Below are 19338 nucleotides of genomic sequence, written 5' to 3' on the forward strand. Positions count from 1 at the left end.
CTAAACCCACCGCCCCTATCCACCACGGACAGAGGGATGCCAAAACGTGACTGCTCTCTCGAAAAGAGCGACCACGCCATAAAAGACCGAACCCGCAAGTGCTGCAACTGCGATTTCCGCCCACACCATGTCGATGTTCATCCGCCCGACTTCCGTCGAAATGCGGAATCCCATGCCGACCACCGGCGTGCCGAAGAACTCGGCGACGATGGCGCCGATCAGCGCCAGCGTCGAATTGATCTTTAACGCATTGAAGATGAAGGGTGCCGCCGCCGGCAGCCGCAGCTTGAACAGCGCCTGCCAGTAGCTCGAGGCATAGGTGCGCATCAGGTCGCGCTCCATATGGCCGGAGGCGGCAAGCCCGGCGACGGTGTTCACCAGCATCGGGAAGAAAGTCATGATGATGACCACCGCTGCCTTCGACTGCCAGTCGAAGCCGAACCACATGACCATGATCGGCGCGACGCCGATGATCGGCAGCGCCGACACCATATTGCCGATCGGCAAAAGCCCGCGCCGCAGGAACGGCACGCGGTCGGCGGCGATGGCAACGAGGAAGCCGGCGCTGCTCCCCACCACATAGCCGAAGATAACCGCCTTGAAGATGGTCTGCCTGACATCGGCCCCCAGCACCGGCAGCGAGCCGACGATGCGTGCACCGATGGCGCTTGGCGGCGGCAACAGGATGAAGGGAATGCCGGCACCACGCGTCACCGCCTCCCAGATGATCAGGATCCAGGCGCCGAAGATGGCCGGAATGATCAGGCGCAGGGCGGTTGACGCCCAGCGCGACGTCGGGCGAAACGACGACAAGACCGTTACGCAGCGCCAGGCCAGAAACCACGCCGCGACGAGCAGCAGATAGAAGGATGCGCGAGCGCTGCCCTCATTGCCGGTTATGCCGGCGAGCAGCATCCACGCTGCGCCATGCGCGCCAAGGAACAGCAACACCACCCCGATCATCGGTGGAAAGTTGTCGGCCTCGATTGCCACGAGCAGCAAAATGAAAATCAAAACCGCAGTCGCCATGCCGTAACCGGGCGTAGCACCGACGAGCGGCCAAAGAAGCAGCGCGCCGACAAGCAGGACAAGCGCGGCATACCCCTGCCAGGATCGAGGCGTGATTGAGGAAAGGCTCAGGATGGAGCTCATGCCGGCCTCCCGCCCATGGCGCGGTCGACAAGGCGCCCGGCGATGCCGACGACCATCACCAGCAGTGCCGCGACCACCGACCCGGCAACCAGAGCCGACCAGATGTCGATGGTCTGGCTGTAGTAGGCGCCGGCGAGCAATTTGGCACCGATGCCGGCGACGGCGCCGGTCGGCAACTCGCCGACGATGGCGCCGACCAGGCTGGCGGCCACCGCCACCTTCATCGAGGTGAACAGGAACGGCACCGAAGCCGGCACCCGCAATTTCCAGAAGGTCTGCGAGGCACTGGCATTATAGGTGTGCATCAGGTCGAGATGGGTGAGCTCGGGCGAGCGCAGTCCCTTCACCATGCCGACCGCCACCGGGAAGAACGACAGATAGGTCGAGATCAGCGCCTTCGGGATAAGCCCGGTGATGCCGACCGCCGCCAGCACGACGATGATCATCGGCGCCACCGCCAGGATCGGAATGGTCTGCGAGGCGATGATCCACGGCATCAGACTGCGGTCGAGCGTCGCCACATGGACGATGCCGACGGCGATGACGATGCCGAGCGCCGTGCCGAAAGCAAAGCCGAGCAGCGTCGACGACAGCGTCACCCAGGCATTGTAGACCAGGCTGCGGTTCGAGGTGATGCTACGCAGAAAGGTGTTTTCGAAAAAATTCACCGCCACCTGATGCGGCGCCGGCAGCGTCGGCTTCGGCTGTACCAGCGTCTTGCCGATGAATTCCACAATACCCGGCGTCTGATTGGCGCGGCGGTCGAGATCGCGCTGGAACGGCGCGTTGAGGATGACAGCCATGACGTACCAGACGACGACGACGCCCAGGAGGATCGAGGTCACCGGAACGATCTTGTCGCGAAACGAGTCCATCTAGCAGGCCTCGCCGGGTAAGCGCCCTCCTCTCCCCGACGGGGAGAGGAGGGCTGGAGCGAAGCGGAGGCCGGGTGAGGGTGACCGCGCTTTTGTCATCCTAGGGCGGAACCGCCGCGAAGCGGCGTGCGTATCGGGAGCGGCCAACCACGCCTTCGTCATCCTAGGGCGAAGCAAGGAGCGAAGCGACGCGGCGCAGACCCTAGGATCCATGCCGTAACCTCCCCGCTCCGCAACGGTGCTGAAAATGGCTCCCTCCACACCGCTCTGCCCGGCGAATATTCTGAACCGCTTGCGCCTTTCGGCTAATGTCACGGCATGGATCCTAGGGTCTGCGCACGCCGCTTCGCGGCGGCTCCGCCCTAGGATGACGAAGGCATTGTTGACCGCTCCCTCGCGGGGCGGAGGCACCTCCTGCGTTGAGCGCGCAAGCCCGTCGCGCGCGCCCTCAATCATCATAGCTGTGCCCTGCCCTCAGCCCGTCCCGCACGCGTGCCGCGATGGCCAGGAACTCCGGCGTCTCGCGGATATCGAGCGGCCGCTTTTTCGGCAGCGTCGATTCTATGACGTCGCTGACACGCCCCGGGCGCGGCGACATGACGACGATGCGCGTCGACAGATAGACCGCCTCAGGGATCGAATGGGTGACGAAGCAGATAGTCTTGTTGGTCCGCTCCCAAAGCTCCAGCAGCTGTTCGTTGAGGTGATCGCGCACGATCTCGTCCAGCGCGCCGAACGGCTCGTCCATCAACAAAAGGTCGGCGTCGAAAGCGAGCGCCCGTGCAATCGAGGCGCGCTGCTGCATGCCGCCCGAAAGCTGCCAAGGGTATTTCTTCTCGAAGCCGCCGAGGTTGACAAGGTCGAGGGTTCGCTTGATGCGCGCCGCCTGCTCCGCCCTGGACAGGCCCATGATCTCCAGCGGCAGTGCCACATTGCGCTCGATGGTGCGCCACGGATAAAGTGCGGCCGCCTGGAAGACATAGCCATAGGCGCGGCTCTGGCGCGCCTGCTCGGGCGTCATGCCGTTGACGGAGATGGCTCCCGATGTCGGCTTCTCCAGATCGGCGATGACGCGCAGCAAGGTCGTCTTGCCGCAGCCGGAGGGCCCGATGAAGGACACGAATTCCCCCTTGCCGATCGTCAGGTCGACATTCGACAGCGCCTGCACCGGACCATCATTGGTCTGGAAGGTCAGGCCAAGCTTGCTTGCCGAAACAACGGCTGGCGATACTCCCGTCATCGGCCGCAGCCTGCCGCTTCCGGCCACTGCGGCGCCGGCCGGAATCCCATTGATTTTACCCCGATGTTGCTTTCCACTCGCCCAGTCCTACTCGCCTCAGTTTTACTCGCCCCAGTTCTACGCGCCCCAGTTCTACGCGCCCCAGTTCTACGCGCCCTTGTCCCATCAGATAGACGCCCGGAGTTGCCCCGATGTCGCCCAAACCGACTTGCCATCTTATCCGCCCTGAAAGCTCTTATGAAGGCAAGCAGGGCCTGAGTTATTTCGCCGGTATCGCCGAAACAGTCGGCTCGTCCGGCATCTGCATGCATCTGCTGACCATGCCGCCGGGTGCCCGCGCCAAGGCGCATATGCACGAAAACCATGAAACCGCGATCTATGTCTCTCCGGCGAAGTCCATACCTGGTATGGCGACCGGCTCGAACAGCATATCGTGGTCAAGGCCGGCGATCTTTTCTATATTCCCCCCGGCGTGCCGCATCTGCCGGCCAATCTGAGCGACGGCCCCGCCTCGGCGGTCATTGCCCGTACCGATCCCAACGAACAGGAAAGCGTCGTCCTGCTGCCGGAACTGGACGGGTTGGTCGCCTGACGCCGGCATCGAGGCAGCGGTCGTCATCGGCACCGTCACGAACATGATTTCAGCGGTCCTATCTCCTCAAGGCCGGGAATGGTCACGAAGAAACCGTCCCCTCCTCTGTTGATGACCTTGACGACATCCGTGGTCGTGCCCTCCTCGCCCTCGGCGAAACAGGTGGAGCTCAACAACAGGGTGCCAGGCGCCGTCGTCAGTCGCTGTGCGAACTGGCAGCCGCTGCCATAGGTTTCGACGCCGTCGGCGGTCAGCACGACATAATCGTCGCTGTCCTGATAACCGAGCCGTACACCAGCGCAACCGACCTCATTGCCAAAGGAGCCGGCAAGGAAGTCAGCCGCCGCCGGCCCGGCGGCAAGGATCACCGCGGCCATTGAGATAATCGCTCCGTGGCTCGCCAAGCTCAAACGCCCGTCGCCGGGATGCCCGTCCGTTCCACCTTGCGCGGCGCGGAAATTTCCTTCCACGTCGACAGCGCCCGGTTGACCGCCGCGTTCGGCTCGCGAGCGACGAACTCGCCATGGCCGGGCTTCGCCTTGACCTCGTTTTCCTCGATCGACAGTTCGCCGCGCGAGAAGACGAAGCGCGGCAGGCCGGTTACCTCAAATCCTTCGAAGACATTGTAGTCGATCACCGACTGCTGCTTCTTGGCCGTGATCTTCTTCTTGCGCATGGGGTCCCATACGAGGATGTCAGCGTCCGCGCCTTCGACGATGGCGCCCTTCTTCGGGTACATGTTGAGGATCTTGGCGATGTTGGTCGAGGTCACCGCGACGAACTCGTTCATCGTCAGCCGGCCGGTGTTGACGCCGGTCGTCCACAGCACCGGCAAGCGGTCCTCGAGCCCGCCCGTGCCGTTCGGGATCTTGGTGAAGTCGCCGACGCCGTTGCGCTTCTGTTTGGTGGTGAAGGCACAATGGTCGGTCGCCACCACTTGCAGCGACCCGGCCTGCAGGCCGGCCCACAGCGAATCCTGGTGCCATTTGTTGCGGAAGGGCGGGCTCATGACGCGGCGCGCCGCATGGTCCCAGTCCTTGTTGAAATATTCGCTCTCGTCCAGCGTCAGATGCTGGATCAGCGGCTCGCCGAATACCCGCATGCCTTTCTGGCGCGCCCGGCGGATGGCTTCGTGCGCCTGCTCGCAGGAGACATGCACGACATAGAGCGGCACGCCGGCCATGTCGGCGATCATGATGGCGCGGTTGGTCGCCTCGCCTTCGACTTCAGGCGGGCGCGAATAGGCGTGTCCCTCCGGGCCGCTGTTTCCAGCCGCCAGCAGCTTCTGCGACAGCGCCGCCACCACGTCGCCATTCTCGGCATGGACCAGCGGCAGCGCGCCAAGATCGGCACAGCGCTGGAACGACGAATACAGCTCGTCGTCATCGACCATCAGCGCGCCCTTGTAGGCCATGAAATGCTTGAACGAGGTAATGCCCCTGTCGACGACGGTGGCCATCTCGTCGAACACCTGCTTGCCCCACCAGGTGATCGCCATGTGGAAGGAATAGTCGCAGGACGCCTTCGAAGTCTTGTTGTCCCACATCTGCAGGGCCTCGAGCAGCGACTGCTGCGGCGCCGGCAGGCAGAAATCGACGACCATCGTCGTGCCGCCGGCAAGGGCCGCGCGGGTACCGGATTCAAAGTCATCGGCCGAATAGGTGCCCATGAACGGCATTTCGAGATGGGTATGCGGGTCGATGCCGCCCGGCATCACATAGCAGCCGCTGGCGTCGAACTCATGGTCGCCATGCAAATCCGAGCCGATGCCGATGATCTTGCCGTGCTTGAACAGCACGTCGGCCTTCCACGTGCGGTCGGCGGTGACGATGGTGCCATTCTTGATGACTTTGGTCATTTTCTTGTTCCCTTGTTTCGTTCGCGCTTCTTGTGAGCGGCGTTGCGAGGCTATCCCATCATTCGACAATCACCGCCGTGTCGACGACCGCATGGAACAGCACGTCGGCGCCGGCCGCTGCCCATTCCTTGGTGATTTCCTCGGCCTCGTTGTGGCTGAGCCCGTCGACGCACGGGCACATCACCATCGCCGTCGGCGCGACGCGGTTGATCCAGCAGGCGTCATGGCCGGCGCCGGAGACGATGTTGCGATGCGTATATCCCAGGCGCTCCGCCGCATCCCGCACAGCCTTGACGCAGCCCGCGTCGAAAGTGACCGGATCGAAATGGCCGACCTGCTCGATTTGATATTTGATGTCGAGCGCGTCGCAGATCGTGTCGATGCCTTCGCGGATGCGCCCGTCCATGGCGTCCAGCACCTCCTTTTCCGGCGAGCGGATGTCGATGGTGAAGACGGTGCGCCCGGCAATGATGTTACGCGAGTTCGGATAAACCTCCATATGGCCGACCGCGCCGACGGCGTCGGGCTGATAGTCCATGGCGATCTCGTGCACCAACTCGATCACCCGCGCCATGCCGAGCCCGGCATTGCGCCGCTTGGGCATCGGCGTCGAGCCGGTATGCGCCTCCTTGCCGGTCAGCGTCACCTGCAGCCATTTCAACCCTTGCCCATGGGTGACGACACCGATGTCGATGCCCTCGTCCTCGAGGATCGGGCCCTGCTCGATATGCAGCTCGAAAAAGGCGTGGATCTTGCGTTCGCCGACCTTTTCGGTGCCCTTCCAGCCGATCCGTTCGAGCTCCTCGCCGAATTTCTTGCCGTCCTTGTCGACATGCGAATAGACATCGGCCTGATCGAGCACGCCGGCGAACACGCCGGACGCCATCATTGCCGGCGCAAAGCGCGCGCCTTCCTCATTGGTCCAGTTGGTGACGACGATCGGATGCTTTGTCTTGATGCCGAGATCGTTGAGCGAGCGCACGACCTCCAGCCCGCCGAGCACGCCGAGCACACCATCATACTTGCCGCCGGTCGGCTGGGTGTCGAGATGGCTGCCGACATAGACCGGCGGCAGGCTGGGGTCGGTGCCTTCGCGACGGGCAAACATCGTACCCATCTCGTCGACGCCCATTTCGAGCCCCGCCTCATCGCACCAGCGCTTGAACAGGTGCCGCCCTTCGCCGTCCTCGTCAGTCACGGTCTGGCGATTATTGCCGCCGGCAATGCCGGGGCCGATCTTCGCCATCTCCATTATCGAATCCCACAAACGGTCTGAATTGATTCGCAGATTCTCGCCGGGGGCGGCCATATTCTAAAACCTCATTGGTTGTGGCACGCCAGCGTCCCCCTCCCCCTCGAGGGGAGGGTGGCCGCGAAGCGGTCGGGTGGGGTCGGCTGACATGCGCGCGACCTTCTCCTTGACCACCTGTGCGACATGCCAAGCGCTGTTTATGACATCGGGCTCATCGACGCGAAAGATATCGAACCCGAGCGACCGCAGATAGGCATCACGGACGGCGTCGTGCCGTTTGCCCTTCTCCTGTTCGTGCAGATCACCATCGACTTCAACGACCAGCTTTACCGCAAGGCAAGCAAAGTCGACGATATAAGGCTCGATCGGACACTGGCGGCGGAATTTCATCCCGGCCGATTTCAAATCGCGCAGTTCATACCAAAGCAGCGATTCGCCTTTGGTCGCATGAACTCGAAGCGCGCGCGCCTTCTGGCGCATTTCGAAGCTCACGCGGGTCCGGGGCATCACAGGCACCTATGCGGCCGAAGGTCAGGCTGGCGCGCTGCCGCGCCGACCCCACCCGGCCGCTTCGCGGCCACCCTCCCCTCGAGGGGGAGGGAAAGCTGCGGCACATTCGTCAATCCACGGCCCTCAGCACTTCGCGCACATGGTCGATCAATTCGTTGATCTGGCCTTTGGTGATGATCAGCGGCGGCGACAGCGCGATGATGTCGCCGGTGGTGCGGATCAATGCACCGCGCTCGAACGCCTTGACAAAAGCCGAGAAGGCCCGCTTCGTCGGCTGGCCGGCGATCGGCGCCAGCTCGATCGCGCCGATCAGGCCGATGTTTCTGATATCGATGACGTTCGGCTCGCCTTTCAGCGAGTGCAGTGCGTCCTCCCAATACGGCGCCAGTTCCTCGCCGCGCGTCAGCAGCCCCTCTTCCTTGTAGGTGTCGAGCGTGCCCAACGCCGCCGCGCAGGCGATCGGATTGCCCGAATAGGTGTAGCCGTGGAAGAACTCGATCATGTGCTCGGGCCCGGTCATGAACGCGTCGTGGATTTCCTTCTTCACGAACACCGCGCCCATCGGGATGACGCCGTTGGAGACGCCCTTCGCCGTGGTCATGATATCCGGCGTGACACCGAAATAGTCGGCGGCGAACGGCGTGCCGAGGCGGCCAAAACCGGTGATGACCTCGTCGAAGATCAGCAAGATGCCGTGCTTGGTGCAGATCTCGCGCAGCCTCTCGAGATAGCCCTTCGGCGGCAGGATGACGCCGGTGGAACCGGCCACCGGCTCGACGATGACGGCGGCAATGGTCGAGGCGTCGTGCAGGGCAACGATGCGCTCCAGCTCGTTCGCCAGTTCCGCGCCATGCTCCGGCACGCCCTTGGTGAAAGAGTTCTTTTCCGGCAGATGCGTGTGTGGCATGTGATCGACGCCGCCGAGCAGCGTGCCGAACATCTTGCGGTTGGTGACAATGCCGCCGACGGAGATGCCGCCGAAATTGACGCCGTGATAGCCGCGTTCGCGGCCGATCAGACGGGTGCGCGAGCCCTCGCCTTTTACGCGGTGATAGGCGATCGCCATCTTCAGCGCCGTTTCGACCGATTCCGATCCGGAATTGGTGAAGAACACATGGTCCATGCCCTTCGGCGCGATGTCGACCAAGCGGTTCGCCAGTTCGAACACGATCGGATGGCCCATCTGGAACGCGGGTGCGTAGTCGAGCTCTGCCGCCTGGCTCTGGATCGCCTCGGTGATCTTCGGGCGGCAGTGGCCGGCATTGACGCACCACAGGCCGGCGGTGCCGTCGAGCACCTTGCGCCCGTCGCTGGTCGTGTAGTGCATATCCTTGGCCGACACCATCATGCGCGGCGCCTGCTTGAACTGCCGGTTTGCCGTGAACGGCATCCAGAATGCGCTGAGATCGTTCGGCGTGACTTTCAGCCGGTTGGACATGACCAAGACTTCCCCTTGTAACCTGTTTCGGTGCGGCTAACGCTTGGTCTTACCAACGCTTGGTCTTCGCGACGTTTTCGTGCTACGCAAATTTTTGACCGGTTGGACAAACGTTAGCACCGCCTTATCAGCGGTCAAGGGATTACTAGCGGAAATGCGGCTTTCGAAGTGCGCTCCACAGGGCGAGGAAAAACTGGTCCAGAGAATTGGTCCAGACACTCCTCCCAGCGAAGGTTTTTCGGGGTGACGGGGGCGGTCGAAAGCTCCGCTCCTCGCCGCACCCGCATCCAGCTGGAAAAGCGCGAGCTCATCCTGGAGGCCGCGCTCGAAGTCTTCTCGACCAATGGTTTTCGCGGCTCGACCATCGACCAGATCGCCGAAGCCGCCGGCATGTCGAAGCCGAACCTGCTCTATTATTTCCGCCGCAAGGAGGACATCCACAAGACGCTGATGCAGCGGCTTCTCGACACCTGGCTGGCGCCGCTGCGCGAACTCGACGATATCGGCGATCCCTTGACCGAACTGCGCAGCTACATCAGGCGCAAGCTCGAAATGGCGCGCGATTTCCCGCGCGAGAGCCGGCTGTTCGCCAACGAGATCCTGCAGGGCGCGCCGCGCATCATGCCGATGCTGGAAGGCGAGTTGAAGACGCTGGTCGACGAGAAAGCCAACGTCATCAAGGGCTGGATGCGCGCCGGCAAGATTGCCCGCACCGACCCCTGGCACCTGATCTTTTCGATCTGGGCGACAACGCAGCATTACGCCGATTTCGACGTCCAGGTGCGCGCCGTGCTCGGCCCCGACCGCGGCGGCGACGGCCGCTTCGAGGACGCCGCAAGATTTCTCGAGCAGCTGTTCATCGACGGGCTGAAGCCGAAGGGCTGAGGCAGCTCGGCTGTCGCAAACCTCCCCCATTGCTTCGTCATCCTGGGGCGCAGCAAGGAGCGGAGCGACGCAGCGCAGACCCCAGGATCCATGCCGTGGCGTCAGAGCGTTGCTGCGGTGCAGGATTCTGCTCCGCTGCATTCTTCGGCAGATGTCACGGCATGGATCCCAGGGTCTCCGCGACGCCGCTTCGCGGCTGCTACGCCCCAGGATGACGAAGCTGGGTTCACGCGCTGCGCCGCTCGGCCGGAAGCGTCTCCAGCAGCTGTTCGAGCTTGGCGATCGAGTTCTGCTCGGCGAGCGGCGTGTAGACGATCAGCTTCATGTCCGAGCCGTCGTCGATCGACAGGCTCATATGCTCGAAAGCCATGGCGCCCGCTATCGGGTGCCGGACATGCTTCACACCCGATAGGTTGCGGGCCACGTCGCGTAGCGGCCACCAGGCGCGAAACTCCGGGCTAGAGCGCGTCATCAGCGCGATCAGCCGCTCGAAATCCGGGTCGCCGACATATCTGGCGCTTTCTGCCCGGAACGACGCCAGCACGGCGCGCGCCAGTTCCTCCCAGTCGACAAGCAGGCGCCGATGCTGCGGATTGGTGAAAACCATATGGACGATGTTGCGGGCATCGCCCTCCAGCAGGCCATAGTCGCCGAACACGGCTGCCGCGGCAGAATTCCAGGCCAGCACGTCCCAGCGCCGCCCAAGGACATAGGCCGGCTGCAGGACCAGGCTCTGCAGCATGTGCAGCAACGGGCCATCGACCTTTTCCGGCACATCGAGACGACGCTCCGGCTGCGGCCGGCCGGCAAGGATGAACAGATGCCGTTGCTCGGCCGTGTCCAGGCGCAACGCCTGACTGAGCGCCGTCAGCACCTCCACCGATGGCCTGACGTCGCGCCCCTGCTCCAGCCAGGTGTACCAGGTCGTGCCAACGCCGGCGATCATCGCCACCTCCTCGCGGCGCAGCCCGGGTGTGCGCCGGCGCAGGCCGGTCGAGATGCCCGTGGCCGATGGCGTCAGCCTTTCGCGCCGCGAACGCAGAAAGGCGCCAAGCTCGCGGCGACGGCTGCCTTCGGCAGAATGCGTGGTGGAATCCATCGGCGCTATTATAGCAGTACCGATACCAGGATAAAGTTTGAACTGTTTGGCATGCGTCTGGTGCCCCATCTTTCTGCTCAGAGCGATGACATGGAGGCTCTGAACATGGAACTGAAAGACAAGACGATCCTGATTACCGGCTCGACCGACGGCGTCGGCCGCGTTGTCGCGCAACGGCTCGGCGCCGGCGGCGCCCGCATCCTGGTGCATGGCCGCGACGCGACAAGGGGCAAGGCGATCGTGACCGAGATCGAAGCCGCCGGCGGCAAGGCCGAGCTGCTTGTCGCCGATCTCTCCTCCCTGGCCGAGGTCCGCCGCCTCGCCGAAGCCGTCCGCGCCAGGACCAAGCGGCTCGATATCCTCATCAACAATGCCGGCGTCGGCACCGCCGGCCCCAACGCGAAACGGCAGGTCAGCGCCGACGGCTACGAGCTGCGCTTTGCCGTCAACTACCTCGCCGGTTTCCTGCTCACCACGGAGCTGCTGCCACTGCTCAAGGCCAGCGCGCCGGCGCGCATCATCAATGTCGCCTCGGCCGGGCAACGGGCGATCGACTTCAGGGATGTCATGCTGACCCGCTCCTACGACGGCGTTCGTGCCTACTGCCAGAGCAAGCTGGCGCAGATCATGTTCACCATCGATCTGGCGGAGCAGCTGAACGGCACCGGCGTCACGGTCAACAGCCTGCATCCGGCAAGCTACATGAACACCACGATGGTGCGGCAGGCGGGCGTCACACCCTGGAGTTCGGTCGAAACCGGTGCCGAAGCCATCATCAATCTCGCCACATCGCCGGCGCTCGAAGGGCGAAGCGGCCTCTATTTCGACGGCCAAAGGGAATCCCGCGCCGATGCGCAAGCCTATGACGCGAAGGCGAGGCAGCAGTTGCGTGAATTGAGCCTCTGCCTTGTCGGGCTCGCACCCGCCTCCGCAACATCGAAGAAAGAAAATTCATGATCGAGAAAACGCAGCACGCCGTGATCGTCGGCGGCTCCTCCGGCATCGGCCTCGCCACCGCGACAAAGCTGCTCGGCCCGGGGATGAAGGTGACGATCACCGGGCGCAGCAGGGAAAAGCTCGACAACGCATGGCAAAGCCTTGGCGGCACAGTCGAAAAAACTGCCTTCGACGCCGCGAAGCCGGACGAGGTTCGCCGGTTCTTCAGCGATCTCGGCCCTTTCGATCACCTGGTGCTGGCCGCCAGCGGCGGCAAGGGCCTCGGCGCGTTCGAGACGCTTGACCTGACCGACATCGGCGGCGGCGTCGACGAGAAAGTCCGGCCACAGCTCTCCTGCCTGCAGGCCGCCTTGCCGACGCTGAACAAGAGCGGCTCGGTGACTTTCATCTCGGCGGTGTCGGCGCAATTGTCAGCGCCGGGTGTCGCCGGCATCGCCGCCGTCAACGGCATGCTGCTGACCGTGGTGCCGATCCTGGCGATGGAGCTGAAGCCGTTACGCGTCAATGTCGTGGCGCCAGGTGTCATCGACACGCCCTGGTGGGACTTTTTACCCGATGAACAGCGCCATGCGGTGTTTGCCGATTATGCCGGCAAGACACCGGTCGGCCGCATCGGCCGCGCCGAGGACGTCGCCAGCGCGATCGCGTTCCTGGTTTCGAACAGCTTCGTCACCGGCCAGGTGCTGACCTGCGACGGCGGCTTGCGGTATGCGGCGTAAGGCGGCTGCCTCCACGAGGCGTGTCAAAGCGACTGCGCGATCAGCGCCAGAAATCCTCCGGTCAGCGCGACGTTGCCGACAAAGCCGTTGATGCGGGACGCGCGCTCGGGCCCCTGATGATCCCAGAAATTGTGGAACATCGGCGTAGCAAAAACCAGGAACAGGATCAGGCATGCCGCCGCCGCAGCGGTCCAGATGCCCGCGATCACCAGCGCTCCGGCGATGATCTGCAGGACGATCCCCAGCCACAGCACCGGCCGCGCCTGCGGCACGCCGCGCGTCGTCATCAATTGGCTCACCAACGCCGCATTCTGGATGTTGCGCAGGCCGGCAAAGACAAAGGCGCCGCCAAGCAGCAGGCGGGCGGCGAATAGAATCTCACTATCAAAGTTTGAAAACATGCTGTCGGTCCTTGGAAAAGAGGCGCGCGGCCCAAGGCCGCGCGCCTGGTCCTCAAGCGGCCATGACCGCTGGCATCGGATGGATTGCATGGAACGGAACGCAAAGCCGGTTCCAGGTGTTGATCATGCCGAGCGCAACCGACAGCTTGACCAGCTCCTGTTCCGAGAAATATTCGAGCGTCCTTGCATAGAGTTCGTCCGACACACCGTTGTCGGCAATCCTGGTCAGCGCGTCGGTCCAGGCCAAAGCCGCGCGTTCGCGCTCTGAAAACAGCGGCGATTCCTTCCAGGCGGAGACGAGATAGAGCCGCTGCTCGCTTTCGCCGTCGCGGCGCGCTTCGCGGCTATGCATCTCGACGCAATACGAGCAGCCGTTGATCTGCGACGCCCTGAGCTTGATCAGATGCAACAGGCTTTTTTCGAGCCCGCATTCGTCGACTGCCTTGTTGAGCGCCGACACCGCCTTCATGATCTCCGGCGCCGCGCCGAAAAATTGCAGCCTCTGTTTCATCGTCTGTAGCCTTTCATGCTTGCTTGGTTGAACTTGATTTCTGCGGCCGCCGATGGCGCTCGACGAAGGCGCAGTTCGCGGCGACCGAACGGGGATCGGCATCGGCCGTGTATTCTGCAACGATGTCGGACAGCCGGGCGTCGGCGAGCGCGGCGCGATAGGCACGCTCGGCCTTCAGCATGGCTACGTTGATGCCGCAGGGTTTGACATAGACCGAGGCATCGAGCTTCGCTGGGCCGCGCTGGCGGATTTCGGCACAGCGGAATGCCGGTTCACGCCCCTCGACGGCCAGCACGATATCGAGCAGCGTTATGCGTTCCGCCGGCCGCGCCAGCCGGTAGCCGCCAGACGGCCCCGGCACTGATTCCAGAATGCCGGACGCAGTCAGCGCGTTGAGATGCTTAAGCAGATAGCTCGGCGACAGCCCGAACGCTTCGGCCATGGCAGCACCTGGCAAGGTCGCGACGCCATCAACGCCGGCGAGCATCGCGGCGCAGTGGATGGCCGCTTCGACGCCTTCGCCAAGCTTCATTGTTCTGATCTCCAATTCATGGATATTTTTTATCATGGATAAAATTCATCTGCAATAGAAATATACCACTTTGGCGGTGCGGTGGCGGGTTTGTGACGTTCCGGAATTGATCCTTTCAGATCGTTGCGCCGCCCTCTATTGCCCCGTAGCCGCAGGTTGGCAGTACTTGGGTTCCTCGCCCCCGCGGAGCGGCTAGGCGATTCACACATTTCGAAGCGCCCATCCATGGGCGATGGACAGGAAGTGCTGCAATCCGTGTCGGAAGGTGATGGGTCCTGGGGCTTTGGACTTTGGATAGCCGTCCCAGCCGCCGAGTTTGGCGATAATCCAGGCGGCCCAAGCGAGGGATTGGGGGGTGGGGATTCTTCTGCAGGGCGGTTTTTCCCTCTAGTGTGGGCAGCAGGGCTTGAAGCGTGTCGATTTCGGCGTGGGTGAAGGCGATGGCGGCGTGTTGTGCGGATCGGCCGTCGCGGGCCTGGACGAGTTGCATGACGACACAGGCGGCTCGCGCGGCGATGGCGGTCAGTTTGACGACCCGTTCGGCGGTCTCCAGTTGGCTGTCTTCCAGCTGAAGCCCCTGCTGTTTGAGGGTGCGGAAGAACTGCTCGATGGTCCAGCGCATGCGATACCAATCGACCATCCGCCAGGCCATGGCCGCGTCCTCGACGAGATGGGTGGTAAGCAGTCGCCACAGGATCGGCTCGGCGCCCTGCGGCGGGTCGATCTCGGTTACCTGCACCAAGCTCACGCTCACCGTCTTGGGCAGGCCCTCTTCAATCGTGTTGTCGGGGCGCACGACCTCGACCTGGGCAAAGCTCGCCACCAGCCGGGCCGTGCGCGCCGCCCGACCAGGCCGCGCGCGCAGCTCGACCATGGCCTCTCCGGCGGCCTGCAGCGGTGCGGTCGACAGCTTGCCGCCGCCCTGGATCCGGCGGTCGTGCATGGCGCGGGTCAGAATGTGGAAGCCGGGTTCGGGTACAAGCGCCCACTTGCTGTAGATGTCGCTCTCGCGGTCGCTCACCTCGGTCACCAGTGCAGCCGACTTCAACACCGGCTTGGCCGCCGCGGCCGTGCTCAACCAGCGCTCGGACTCCTTGTCGCACAGAGGCCGCTTGGCATGAGCAACCTCCACACGCCCCTCGCGCGTCCACACCCGGCCCGCCACCAGCCCCAGAACGCCGCCCGTCTCGGCATCGATGCCCAGCATCGCGTGCAGCAACACGCCACGGCCGCCGCCCTTGCCAATCTCGCCAAGGCCACGCCGATACTCCGGCGTCGTCGCGAAATTGATCTCACTGGTGTCCTGGATCGCCAGCACATGACGACCGGCGCTAGCCTCAGCCGTCGCAGCGCCCCAACCTTCAATCAGCCTGTCCGTCGTCACCCGAGCGTTCGCCAGGAACCGACAAAAGCCCACGATCCCGCTACGGGCTCCTCCAGCCAAGCGGCGCAGGCACACGCTCTCGCGCGACACCATCCGCTCCAGAAGCTGGACCCCCTTTTTTCGAGCCGTTCGTCACCGAACGACCCCAACAATCCCATAGATGACACCGCGACGCCTCCCTCAGTACGTCGCCTACAGAATCACACACCAACCCGACGCCGCAACTCACAGATGAGTCATCGACGCAACGAAAAGATGTGTGCATCCCCTAGCCACTTTGTGGGGCGAGGAACCCAAATTCTGCGGGCCAGCCGCATTTGTTGCTTGGCGATTCCTCTCTTGCCAGTGCGAGGCAGGCGATCCTCGTCCGTCTCTACTCCGCCGCCACCTTGGCCATCGGATTGTTCGGATGCGTCGTCCAGTTGGCATAGATCGGCGACACCGGCCTGCCGGTGCGCTGGTCCATCACGCCGACCGCCAGTGGCTCCATGGTGATGCAGTTCTCGACCGGGCAGACATTGACGCAGAGATTGCAGCCGACGCATTCGGCCTCGATCACCTCGAAATGCCTGACGCCGTCGACGATTGCGGTGATCGCCTGGTGCGAGGTATCCTCGCAGGCGATGTGGCAGCGGCCGCATTTGATGCAGGCATCCTGGTCGATATGCGCCTTGGCGACGTAGTTGAGGTTGAGATACTGCCAGTCGGTGACGTTGGGCGTGGCACGGCCGACGATGTCGTCGAGCGAGGCATGGCCCTTCTCGTCCATCCAGTTTTCCAGGCCGGCGATCATCTCCTGCACGATCTTGAAGCCGTAGGTCATCGCCGCCGTGCACACCTGCACATTGCCGGCGCCAAGCGCCATGAATTCGGCGGCGTCACGCCAGGTGGTGATGCCGCCGATACCGGAGATCGGCAGGCCATGCGTTTCCGGATCGCGCGCGATCTCGGCCACCATGTTCATGGCGATCGGCTTCACCGCCGGACCGCAATAGCCGCCATGCGAACCCTTGCCGTCGATCGTCGGCTCCGGTGCGAAATTGTCGAGGTTGACGCCGGTGATCGAATTGATGGTGTTGATCAGCGACACCGCGTCGGTGCCGCCGGCAAGCGCAGCGCGTGCCGGCTTGCGTATGTCGGTGATGTTGGGCGTCAGCTTGGTGATGACAGGCATGCGGGTGTTGGCCTTGCACCAGCGCACCACCATTTCGATGTACTCCGGCACTTGGCCGACTGCCGCACCCATGCCGCGTTCCGACATGCCATGCGGGCAGCCGAAATTGAGTTCGATGCCGTCAGCGCCGGTCTCCTCGACTACCGGCAGGATCGCCTTCCAGGCATGCTCCTCGCAAGGCACCATCAGCGAGACGACGATCGCCCGGTCGGGCCAGTCCATCTTGACCTGCTTGATCTCGCGCAGATTGACCTGCAGGTCACGGTCGGTGATCAGCTCGATATTGTTCAGGCCAAGCAGGCGGCGGTCGGCGCCCCAGATCGCGCCGTAGCGCGGACCGTTGACGTTGACCACCGGCGGGCCCTCTTCGCCGAGCGTCTTCCATACCACGCCGCCCCAGCCCGCCTTGAAGGCGCGAATGACGTTGTAGGCCTTGTCGGTCGGCGGCGCCGAAGCCAGCCAGAACGGGTTCGGCGATTTGATGCCGACGAAATTATTGCGGATGTCTGCCATGCTCATGCCCTCCCGTTCGAGGTCAGTGCCCGATGAATGCTCTCCGCCGCATCGCGGCCTTGCGCGACGGCTGAAACAGTCAAGTCATCGCCGCCGAAAATGCAGTCGCCGCCGGCCCAGACGTTTGGCAGCGAGGTGCGGCCTTCGGCGTCGACCTTGATACGGCCGGCTTCCAGGGCCAGCAAGGCACCGCTGCCGTTGAGCGCAGCTGGGACAAAGCTTTGGCCGATCGCCTTGAACACCTGATCGGCGGTCAGCGTCAGCCGCTCGCCGGTGCCGACGAGCCGGTCGCCGTCCATCGCGGTGTATTCGAGCTCGATCGCCGACACCTTGCCGCCGTCGGCAATGACCCGCTTCGGCTGCAACCAGTGCCGGATGATGACGCCGTTGGCGGCAGCCAGATCCTGCTCGAATTCGGAGGCATTCATGTGCTCCGGGCCGCGCCGATAGCAGATCGTCACCTCTTCGGCTCCGAGCAGCTTCGATTGCACCGCCGCGTCGATCGCCGTCATGCCGCCGCCGATGACGACAACACGCCGGCCGACCGGCAGGCTGGCCAGATCACTGGCCTGGCGAAGCTCGGCAATGAACTCGACGGCATTGCTGACGCCTTGCGCCTCCTCGCCATCCGCTCGCAAGGCATTGACGCCGGCAAGCCCCATGCCGAGGAACACCGCATCGTAATTCCTGGTCAGGTCCGACAGCTGGTAATCACGGCCGAGCGCCTTGCCGTTCTGGATGTCGATGCCGCCGATCGACGTGACATAGTCGACTTCAGCCTGGGCGAAATTGTCGACGCTCTTATAGGCGGCGATACCGTATTCATTGAGGCCGCCGGGCTTTGGCCGAGCTTCCAGGATGGTCACGTCGTGGCCGTAGCGGGAGAGCCGATGCGCGGCGGCAAGCCCCGCCGGTCCGGCGCCGACCACGGCGACCGTCTTGCCGGTCGGTTCGGGGCGCTCGTAGAACTGCTTGTTTTCGGCCATGGCGACATCGGTGGCGTAGCGCTGAAGGCGACCGATCTGCACCGGCTTGCCTTCGGCCACCTCGCGCACGCAGACTTCTTCGCACAGCGTCTCGGTCGGGCAGACGCGGGCGCACATGCCGCCCAAAATGTTCTGGTCAAAAATAGTCTTGGCTGAGCCGATCGGATTGCCCGTCGAAATCTGGCGAATGAACAGCGGGATGTCGATCGAGGTCGGGCATGCATTCATGCACGGCGCGTCATAGCAGAAATAGCAGCGGTCGGACTCGACCAGCGCCTCGTGATGATCGAGCGGCGGGTGCAGGTCGGCAAAATTATCGGCATATTGTTCCGGCGAAAGCCGCCCGCCGGCAATGCCTTGCTTGAACTGGCCTTCTGGCATCGTCAGTTCTCCATGTTCTTGTTTTGGGGAAGGCTAGCACGTTTTATTTTTTTATCAATTGGTCAATTTTCGACGCAAGCAACTGAAAAGCCTCAACAAACATGACGATAACAGTCATGTTTTACAAACGGCCATGCGCGTCACGAAGCAGTTACGGAACCGCGTTCAGGCGGTGTTGCCGTGGATGGAGAGTATCTCCTTCGACGACGAGTTCCTGCAGCCGCCACAGATTGCGGTCCCGAATGCCGAATTCTTCCAGGTGACTGACGGTATTGTAGAGATATTCGGCACCGGATCCGACGTGCCCGCAGGCTCTCTCCAGCACCCGCGCCACCTTTTCCAGCGGCTGTTTGAGCGAGGTGCCCCTGCCGGTTACGCCGACCCAGAAGCCCAACGCCCTGACTGTGCCTTGGGCCGTATGCACGGGAAGCCACCTGACCGAACCGATGCTCTCGCGGTCGTCGATCTCGCGCCGCAACAGCCTTTCGATCTGCAGCGGTTTTTCGCCTTCCGGCAGGCGGTAGATGACGCCATTGCAGCGTCCGCCCCGCTCGAGCGCCATCATCAGTCCGGGCTGCGCGACGCTGCCGCGCCAGCGGACCATGTCGAGGCAGAAGGACCGATGCCAGCCAAACGCGGTGGCACGCTGTTGCTCGGTGGACTCGAACGCCAGCTTCCAGATCAGCGAGCCGTAGGCGAACACCCATAATGGGGCCTCGTCCGCTTCGCTTGAAAGACGCAAGGCAAGGGCCCTGAAGTCTTCGTCCGTCAGCTGCGTCCAGCTGCCATCGGGGCCGGGATCGGCCTGCTCCCGATGGCACAGCGCGACAAGTTCGGAAGTGAGCGACATCCGGCGCATGGATCAACAACCCCTCGTTG

General features: G+C 63.4%; 18 protein-coding genes and 2 pseudogenes. 4 read left to right on the forward strand and 16 right to left on the reverse strand.

The genetic code is table 11. The annotated features are described in order from the left end of the window. Positions 1-15: 15 nt before the first annotated feature. The 3 genes from NKI18_RS23235 to NKI18_RS23245 form a co-directional block, all read right to left on the reverse strand. Positions 16-1152 (reverse strand): ABC transporter permease, encoded by a 1137-nt coding sequence (locus NKI18_RS23235; RefSeq protein ID WP_352621798.1) that lies wholly within the window; start codon positions 1150-1152, stop codon positions 16-18. Continuing rightward, positions 1149-2027, reverse strand: coding sequence for an ABC transporter permease (locus NKI18_RS23240; RefSeq protein ID WP_352471508.1), 879 nt, complete (start codon positions 2025-2027; stop codon positions 1149-1151). The genes NKI18_RS23235 and NKI18_RS23240 overlap by 4 nt, the downstream gene beginning before the upstream one ends. Before the next feature lie 448 nt (positions 2028-2475). Further along, on the reverse strand, positions 2476-3267 hold the full coding sequence (locus NKI18_RS23245) for an ABC transporter ATP-binding protein (RefSeq protein ID WP_352621799.1): 792 nt from the start codon (positions 3265-3267) through the stop codon (positions 2476-2478). Between the two features lie 191 nt (positions 3268-3458). Here NKI18_RS23245 and NKI18_RS23250 point away from each other — a divergent pair. Further along, positions 3459-3859 (forward strand): annotated as a pseudogene (locus NKI18_RS23250) (cupin domain-containing protein). Positions 3860-3894: 35 nt separating this feature from the next. Here the strand turns inward: NKI18_RS23250 and NKI18_RS23255 are convergent. The 5 genes from NKI18_RS23255 to aptA form a co-directional block, all read right to left on the reverse strand. Further along, positions 3895-4236 carry a hypothetical protein gene (locus NKI18_RS23255; protein ID WP_352621802.1) on the reverse strand — a complete coding sequence of 114 codons (342 nt, stop codon included), beginning with the start codon at positions 4234-4236 and terminating at the stop codon, positions 3895-3897. Positions 4237-4265: 29 nt separating this feature from the next. Then, positions 4266-5717, reverse strand: a complete 1452-nt coding sequence (gene hydA, locus NKI18_RS23260; RefSeq protein WP_352621804.1) for a dihydropyrimidinase — start codon at positions 5715-5717, stop codon at positions 4266-4268. Between the two features lie 58 nt (positions 5718-5775). After that, positions 5776-7026 (reverse strand): Zn-dependent hydrolase, encoded by a 1251-nt coding sequence (locus NKI18_RS23265; protein ID WP_352589382.1) that lies wholly within the window; start codon positions 7024-7026, stop codon positions 5776-5778. 3 nt (positions 7027-7029) lie between these two features. After that, positions 7030-7449, reverse strand: coding sequence for an endonuclease domain-containing protein (locus NKI18_RS23270; protein WP_352621806.1), 420 nt, complete (start codon positions 7447-7449; stop codon positions 7030-7032). Positions 7450-7588: 139 nt separating this feature from the next. Further along, positions 7589-8917, reverse strand: coding sequence for an omega-aminotransferase AptA (gene aptA / locus NKI18_RS23275; RefSeq protein WP_352453401.1), 1329 nt, complete (start codon positions 8915-8917; stop codon positions 7589-7591). A gap of 243 nt (positions 8918-9160) precedes the next feature. Between aptA and NKI18_RS23280 the strand changes: the two genes are divergently transcribed. Next, positions 9161-9802, forward strand: a complete 642-nt coding sequence (locus NKI18_RS23280) for a TetR family transcriptional regulator C-terminal domain-containing protein (protein ID WP_352491100.1) — start codon at positions 9161-9163, stop codon at positions 9800-9802. Between the two features lie 226 nt (positions 9803-10028). Here the strand turns inward: NKI18_RS23280 and NKI18_RS23285 are convergent, their stop codons facing one another. Beyond that, on the reverse strand, positions 10029-10901 hold the full coding sequence (locus NKI18_RS23285) for a helix-turn-helix transcriptional regulator (RefSeq protein ID WP_353020656.1): 873 nt from the start codon (positions 10899-10901) through the stop codon (positions 10029-10031). Between the two features lie 105 nt (positions 10902-11006). Here NKI18_RS23285 and NKI18_RS23290 point away from each other — a divergent pair, with 105 nt between their 5' ends. Both NKI18_RS23290 and NKI18_RS23295 read left to right on the forward strand, forming a co-directional pair. After that, positions 11007-11858: an SDR family NAD(P)-dependent oxidoreductase gene (locus tag NKI18_RS23290; protein ID WP_352621811.1), complete on the forward strand. Its 852-nt coding sequence runs from the start codon at positions 11007-11009 to the stop codon at positions 11856-11858. Further along, entirely contained in the window at positions 11855-12577 is a 723-nt protein-coding gene (locus NKI18_RS23295; RefSeq protein WP_352621813.1) for an SDR family oxidoreductase, read from the forward strand. Before NKI18_RS23290 ends, NKI18_RS23295 begins: the two co-directional genes overlap by 4 nt. Before the next feature lie 23 nt (positions 12578-12600). Here NKI18_RS23295 and NKI18_RS23300 read toward each other — a convergent pair whose 3' ends face one another. The 7 genes and pseudogenes from NKI18_RS23300 to NKI18_RS23330 form a co-directional block, all read right to left on the reverse strand. Next, positions 12601-12978, reverse strand: a complete 378-nt coding sequence (locus tag NKI18_RS23300) for a DoxX family protein (RefSeq protein WP_352621815.1) — start codon at positions 12976-12978, stop codon at positions 12601-12603. A 52-nt stretch (positions 12979-13030) separates the two neighbouring features. Next, positions 13031-13489 (reverse strand): carboxymuconolactone decarboxylase family protein, encoded by a 459-nt coding sequence (locus NKI18_RS23305; RefSeq protein ID WP_352621385.1) that lies wholly within the window; start codon positions 13487-13489, stop codon positions 13031-13033. Between the two features lie 13 nt (positions 13490-13502). Beyond that, on the reverse strand, positions 13503-14021 hold the full coding sequence (locus NKI18_RS23310; RefSeq protein WP_352621383.1) for an RrF2 family transcriptional regulator: 519 nt from the start codon (positions 14019-14021) through the stop codon (positions 13503-13505). A gap of 115 nt (positions 14022-14136) precedes the next feature. Then, a complete protein-coding gene (locus NKI18_RS23315) occupies positions 14137-15498 on the reverse strand; it encodes an IS4 family transposase (RefSeq protein WP_353020661.1) in 1362 nt (453 codons plus the stop codon). 280 nt (positions 15499-15778) lie between these two features. Continuing rightward, entirely contained in the window at positions 15779-17092 is a 1314-nt protein-coding gene (gene preA, locus NKI18_RS23320) for an NAD-dependent dihydropyrimidine dehydrogenase subunit PreA (RefSeq protein ID WP_352621380.1), read from the reverse strand. 2 nt (positions 17093-17094) lie between these two features. Further along, on the reverse strand, positions 17095-18459 hold the full coding sequence (locus NKI18_RS23325; RefSeq protein WP_352621378.1) for an NAD(P)-dependent oxidoreductase: 1365 nt from the start codon (positions 18457-18459) through the stop codon (positions 17095-17097). Positions 18460-18624: 165 nt separating this feature from the next. Then, positions 18625-19318 (reverse strand): annotated as a pseudogene (locus NKI18_RS23330) (gamma-glutamylcyclotransferase). Between the last annotated feature and the right edge of the window lie 20 nt (positions 19319-19338).

Origin of the sequence: Mesorhizobium sp. M0800 (assembly GCF_040320095.1) — a bacterium.
GTDB lineage: Bacteria > Pseudomonadota > Alphaproteobacteria > Rhizobiales > Rhizobiaceae > Mesorhizobium.

Bases quoted from the DNA above. Each gene is read 5' to 3' on its own strand.
- NKI18_RS23235 (WP_352621798.1), bottom strand. From the start codon at position 1,152: ATGAGCTCCATCCTGAGCCTTTCCTCAATCACGCCTCGATCCTGGCAG.
- NKI18_RS23240 (WP_352471508.1), bottom strand. From the start codon at position 2,027: ATGGACTCGTTTCGCGACAAGATCGTTCCGGTGACCTCGATCCTCCTG.
- NKI18_RS23245 (WP_352621799.1), bottom strand. From the start codon at position 3,267: ATGACGGGAGTATCGCCAGCCGTTGTTTCGGCAAGCAAGCTTGGCCTG.
- NKI18_RS23255 (WP_352621802.1), bottom strand. From the start codon at position 4,236: ATGGCCGCGGTGATCCTTGCCGCCGGGCCGGCGGCGGCTGACTTCCTT.
- hydA (WP_352621804.1), bottom strand. From the start codon at position 5,717: ATGACCAAAGTCATCAAGAATGGCACCATCGTCACCGCCGACCGCACG.
- NKI18_RS23265 (WP_352589382.1), bottom strand. From the start codon at position 7,026: ATGGCCGCCCCCGGCGAGAATCTGCGAATCAATTCAGACCGTTTGTGG.
- NKI18_RS23270 (WP_352621806.1), bottom strand. From the start codon at position 7,449: ATGCGCCAGAAGGCGCGCGCGCTTCGAGTTCATGCGACCAAAGGCGAA.
- aptA (WP_352453401.1), bottom strand. From the start codon at position 8,917: ATGTCCAACCGGCTGAAAGTCACGCCGAACGATCTCAGCGCATTCTGG.
- NKI18_RS23285 (WP_353020656.1), bottom strand. From the start codon at position 10,901: ATGGATTCCACCACGCATTCTGCCGAAGGCAGCCGTCGCCGCGAGCTT.
- NKI18_RS23290 (WP_352621811.1), top strand. From the start codon at position 11,007: ATGGAACTGAAAGACAAGACGATCCTGATTACCGGCTCGACCGACGGC.
- NKI18_RS23295 (WP_352621813.1), top strand. From the start codon at position 11,855: ATGATCGAGAAAACGCAGCACGCCGTGATCGTCGGCGGCTCCTCCGGC.
- NKI18_RS23300 (WP_352621815.1), bottom strand. From the start codon at position 12,978: ATGTTTTCAAACTTTGATAGTGAGATTCTATTCGCCGCCCGCCTGCTG.
- NKI18_RS23305 (WP_352621385.1), bottom strand. From the start codon at position 13,489: ATGAAACAGAGGCTGCAATTTTTCGGCGCGGCGCCGGAGATCATGAAG.
- NKI18_RS23310 (WP_352621383.1), bottom strand. From the start codon at position 14,021: ATGAAGCTTGGCGAAGGCGTCGAAGCGGCCATCCACTGCGCCGCGATG.
- NKI18_RS23315 (WP_353020661.1), bottom strand. From the start codon at position 15,498: ATGGTGTCGCGCGAGAGCGTGTGCCTGCGCCGCTTGGCTGGAGGAGCC.
- preA (WP_352621380.1), bottom strand. From the start codon at position 17,092: ATGGCAGACATCCGCAATAATTTCGTCGGCATCAAATCGCCGAACCCG.
- NKI18_RS23325 (WP_352621378.1), bottom strand. From the start codon at position 18,459: ATGCCAGAAGGCCAGTTCAAGCAAGGCATTGCCGGCGGGCGGCTTTCG.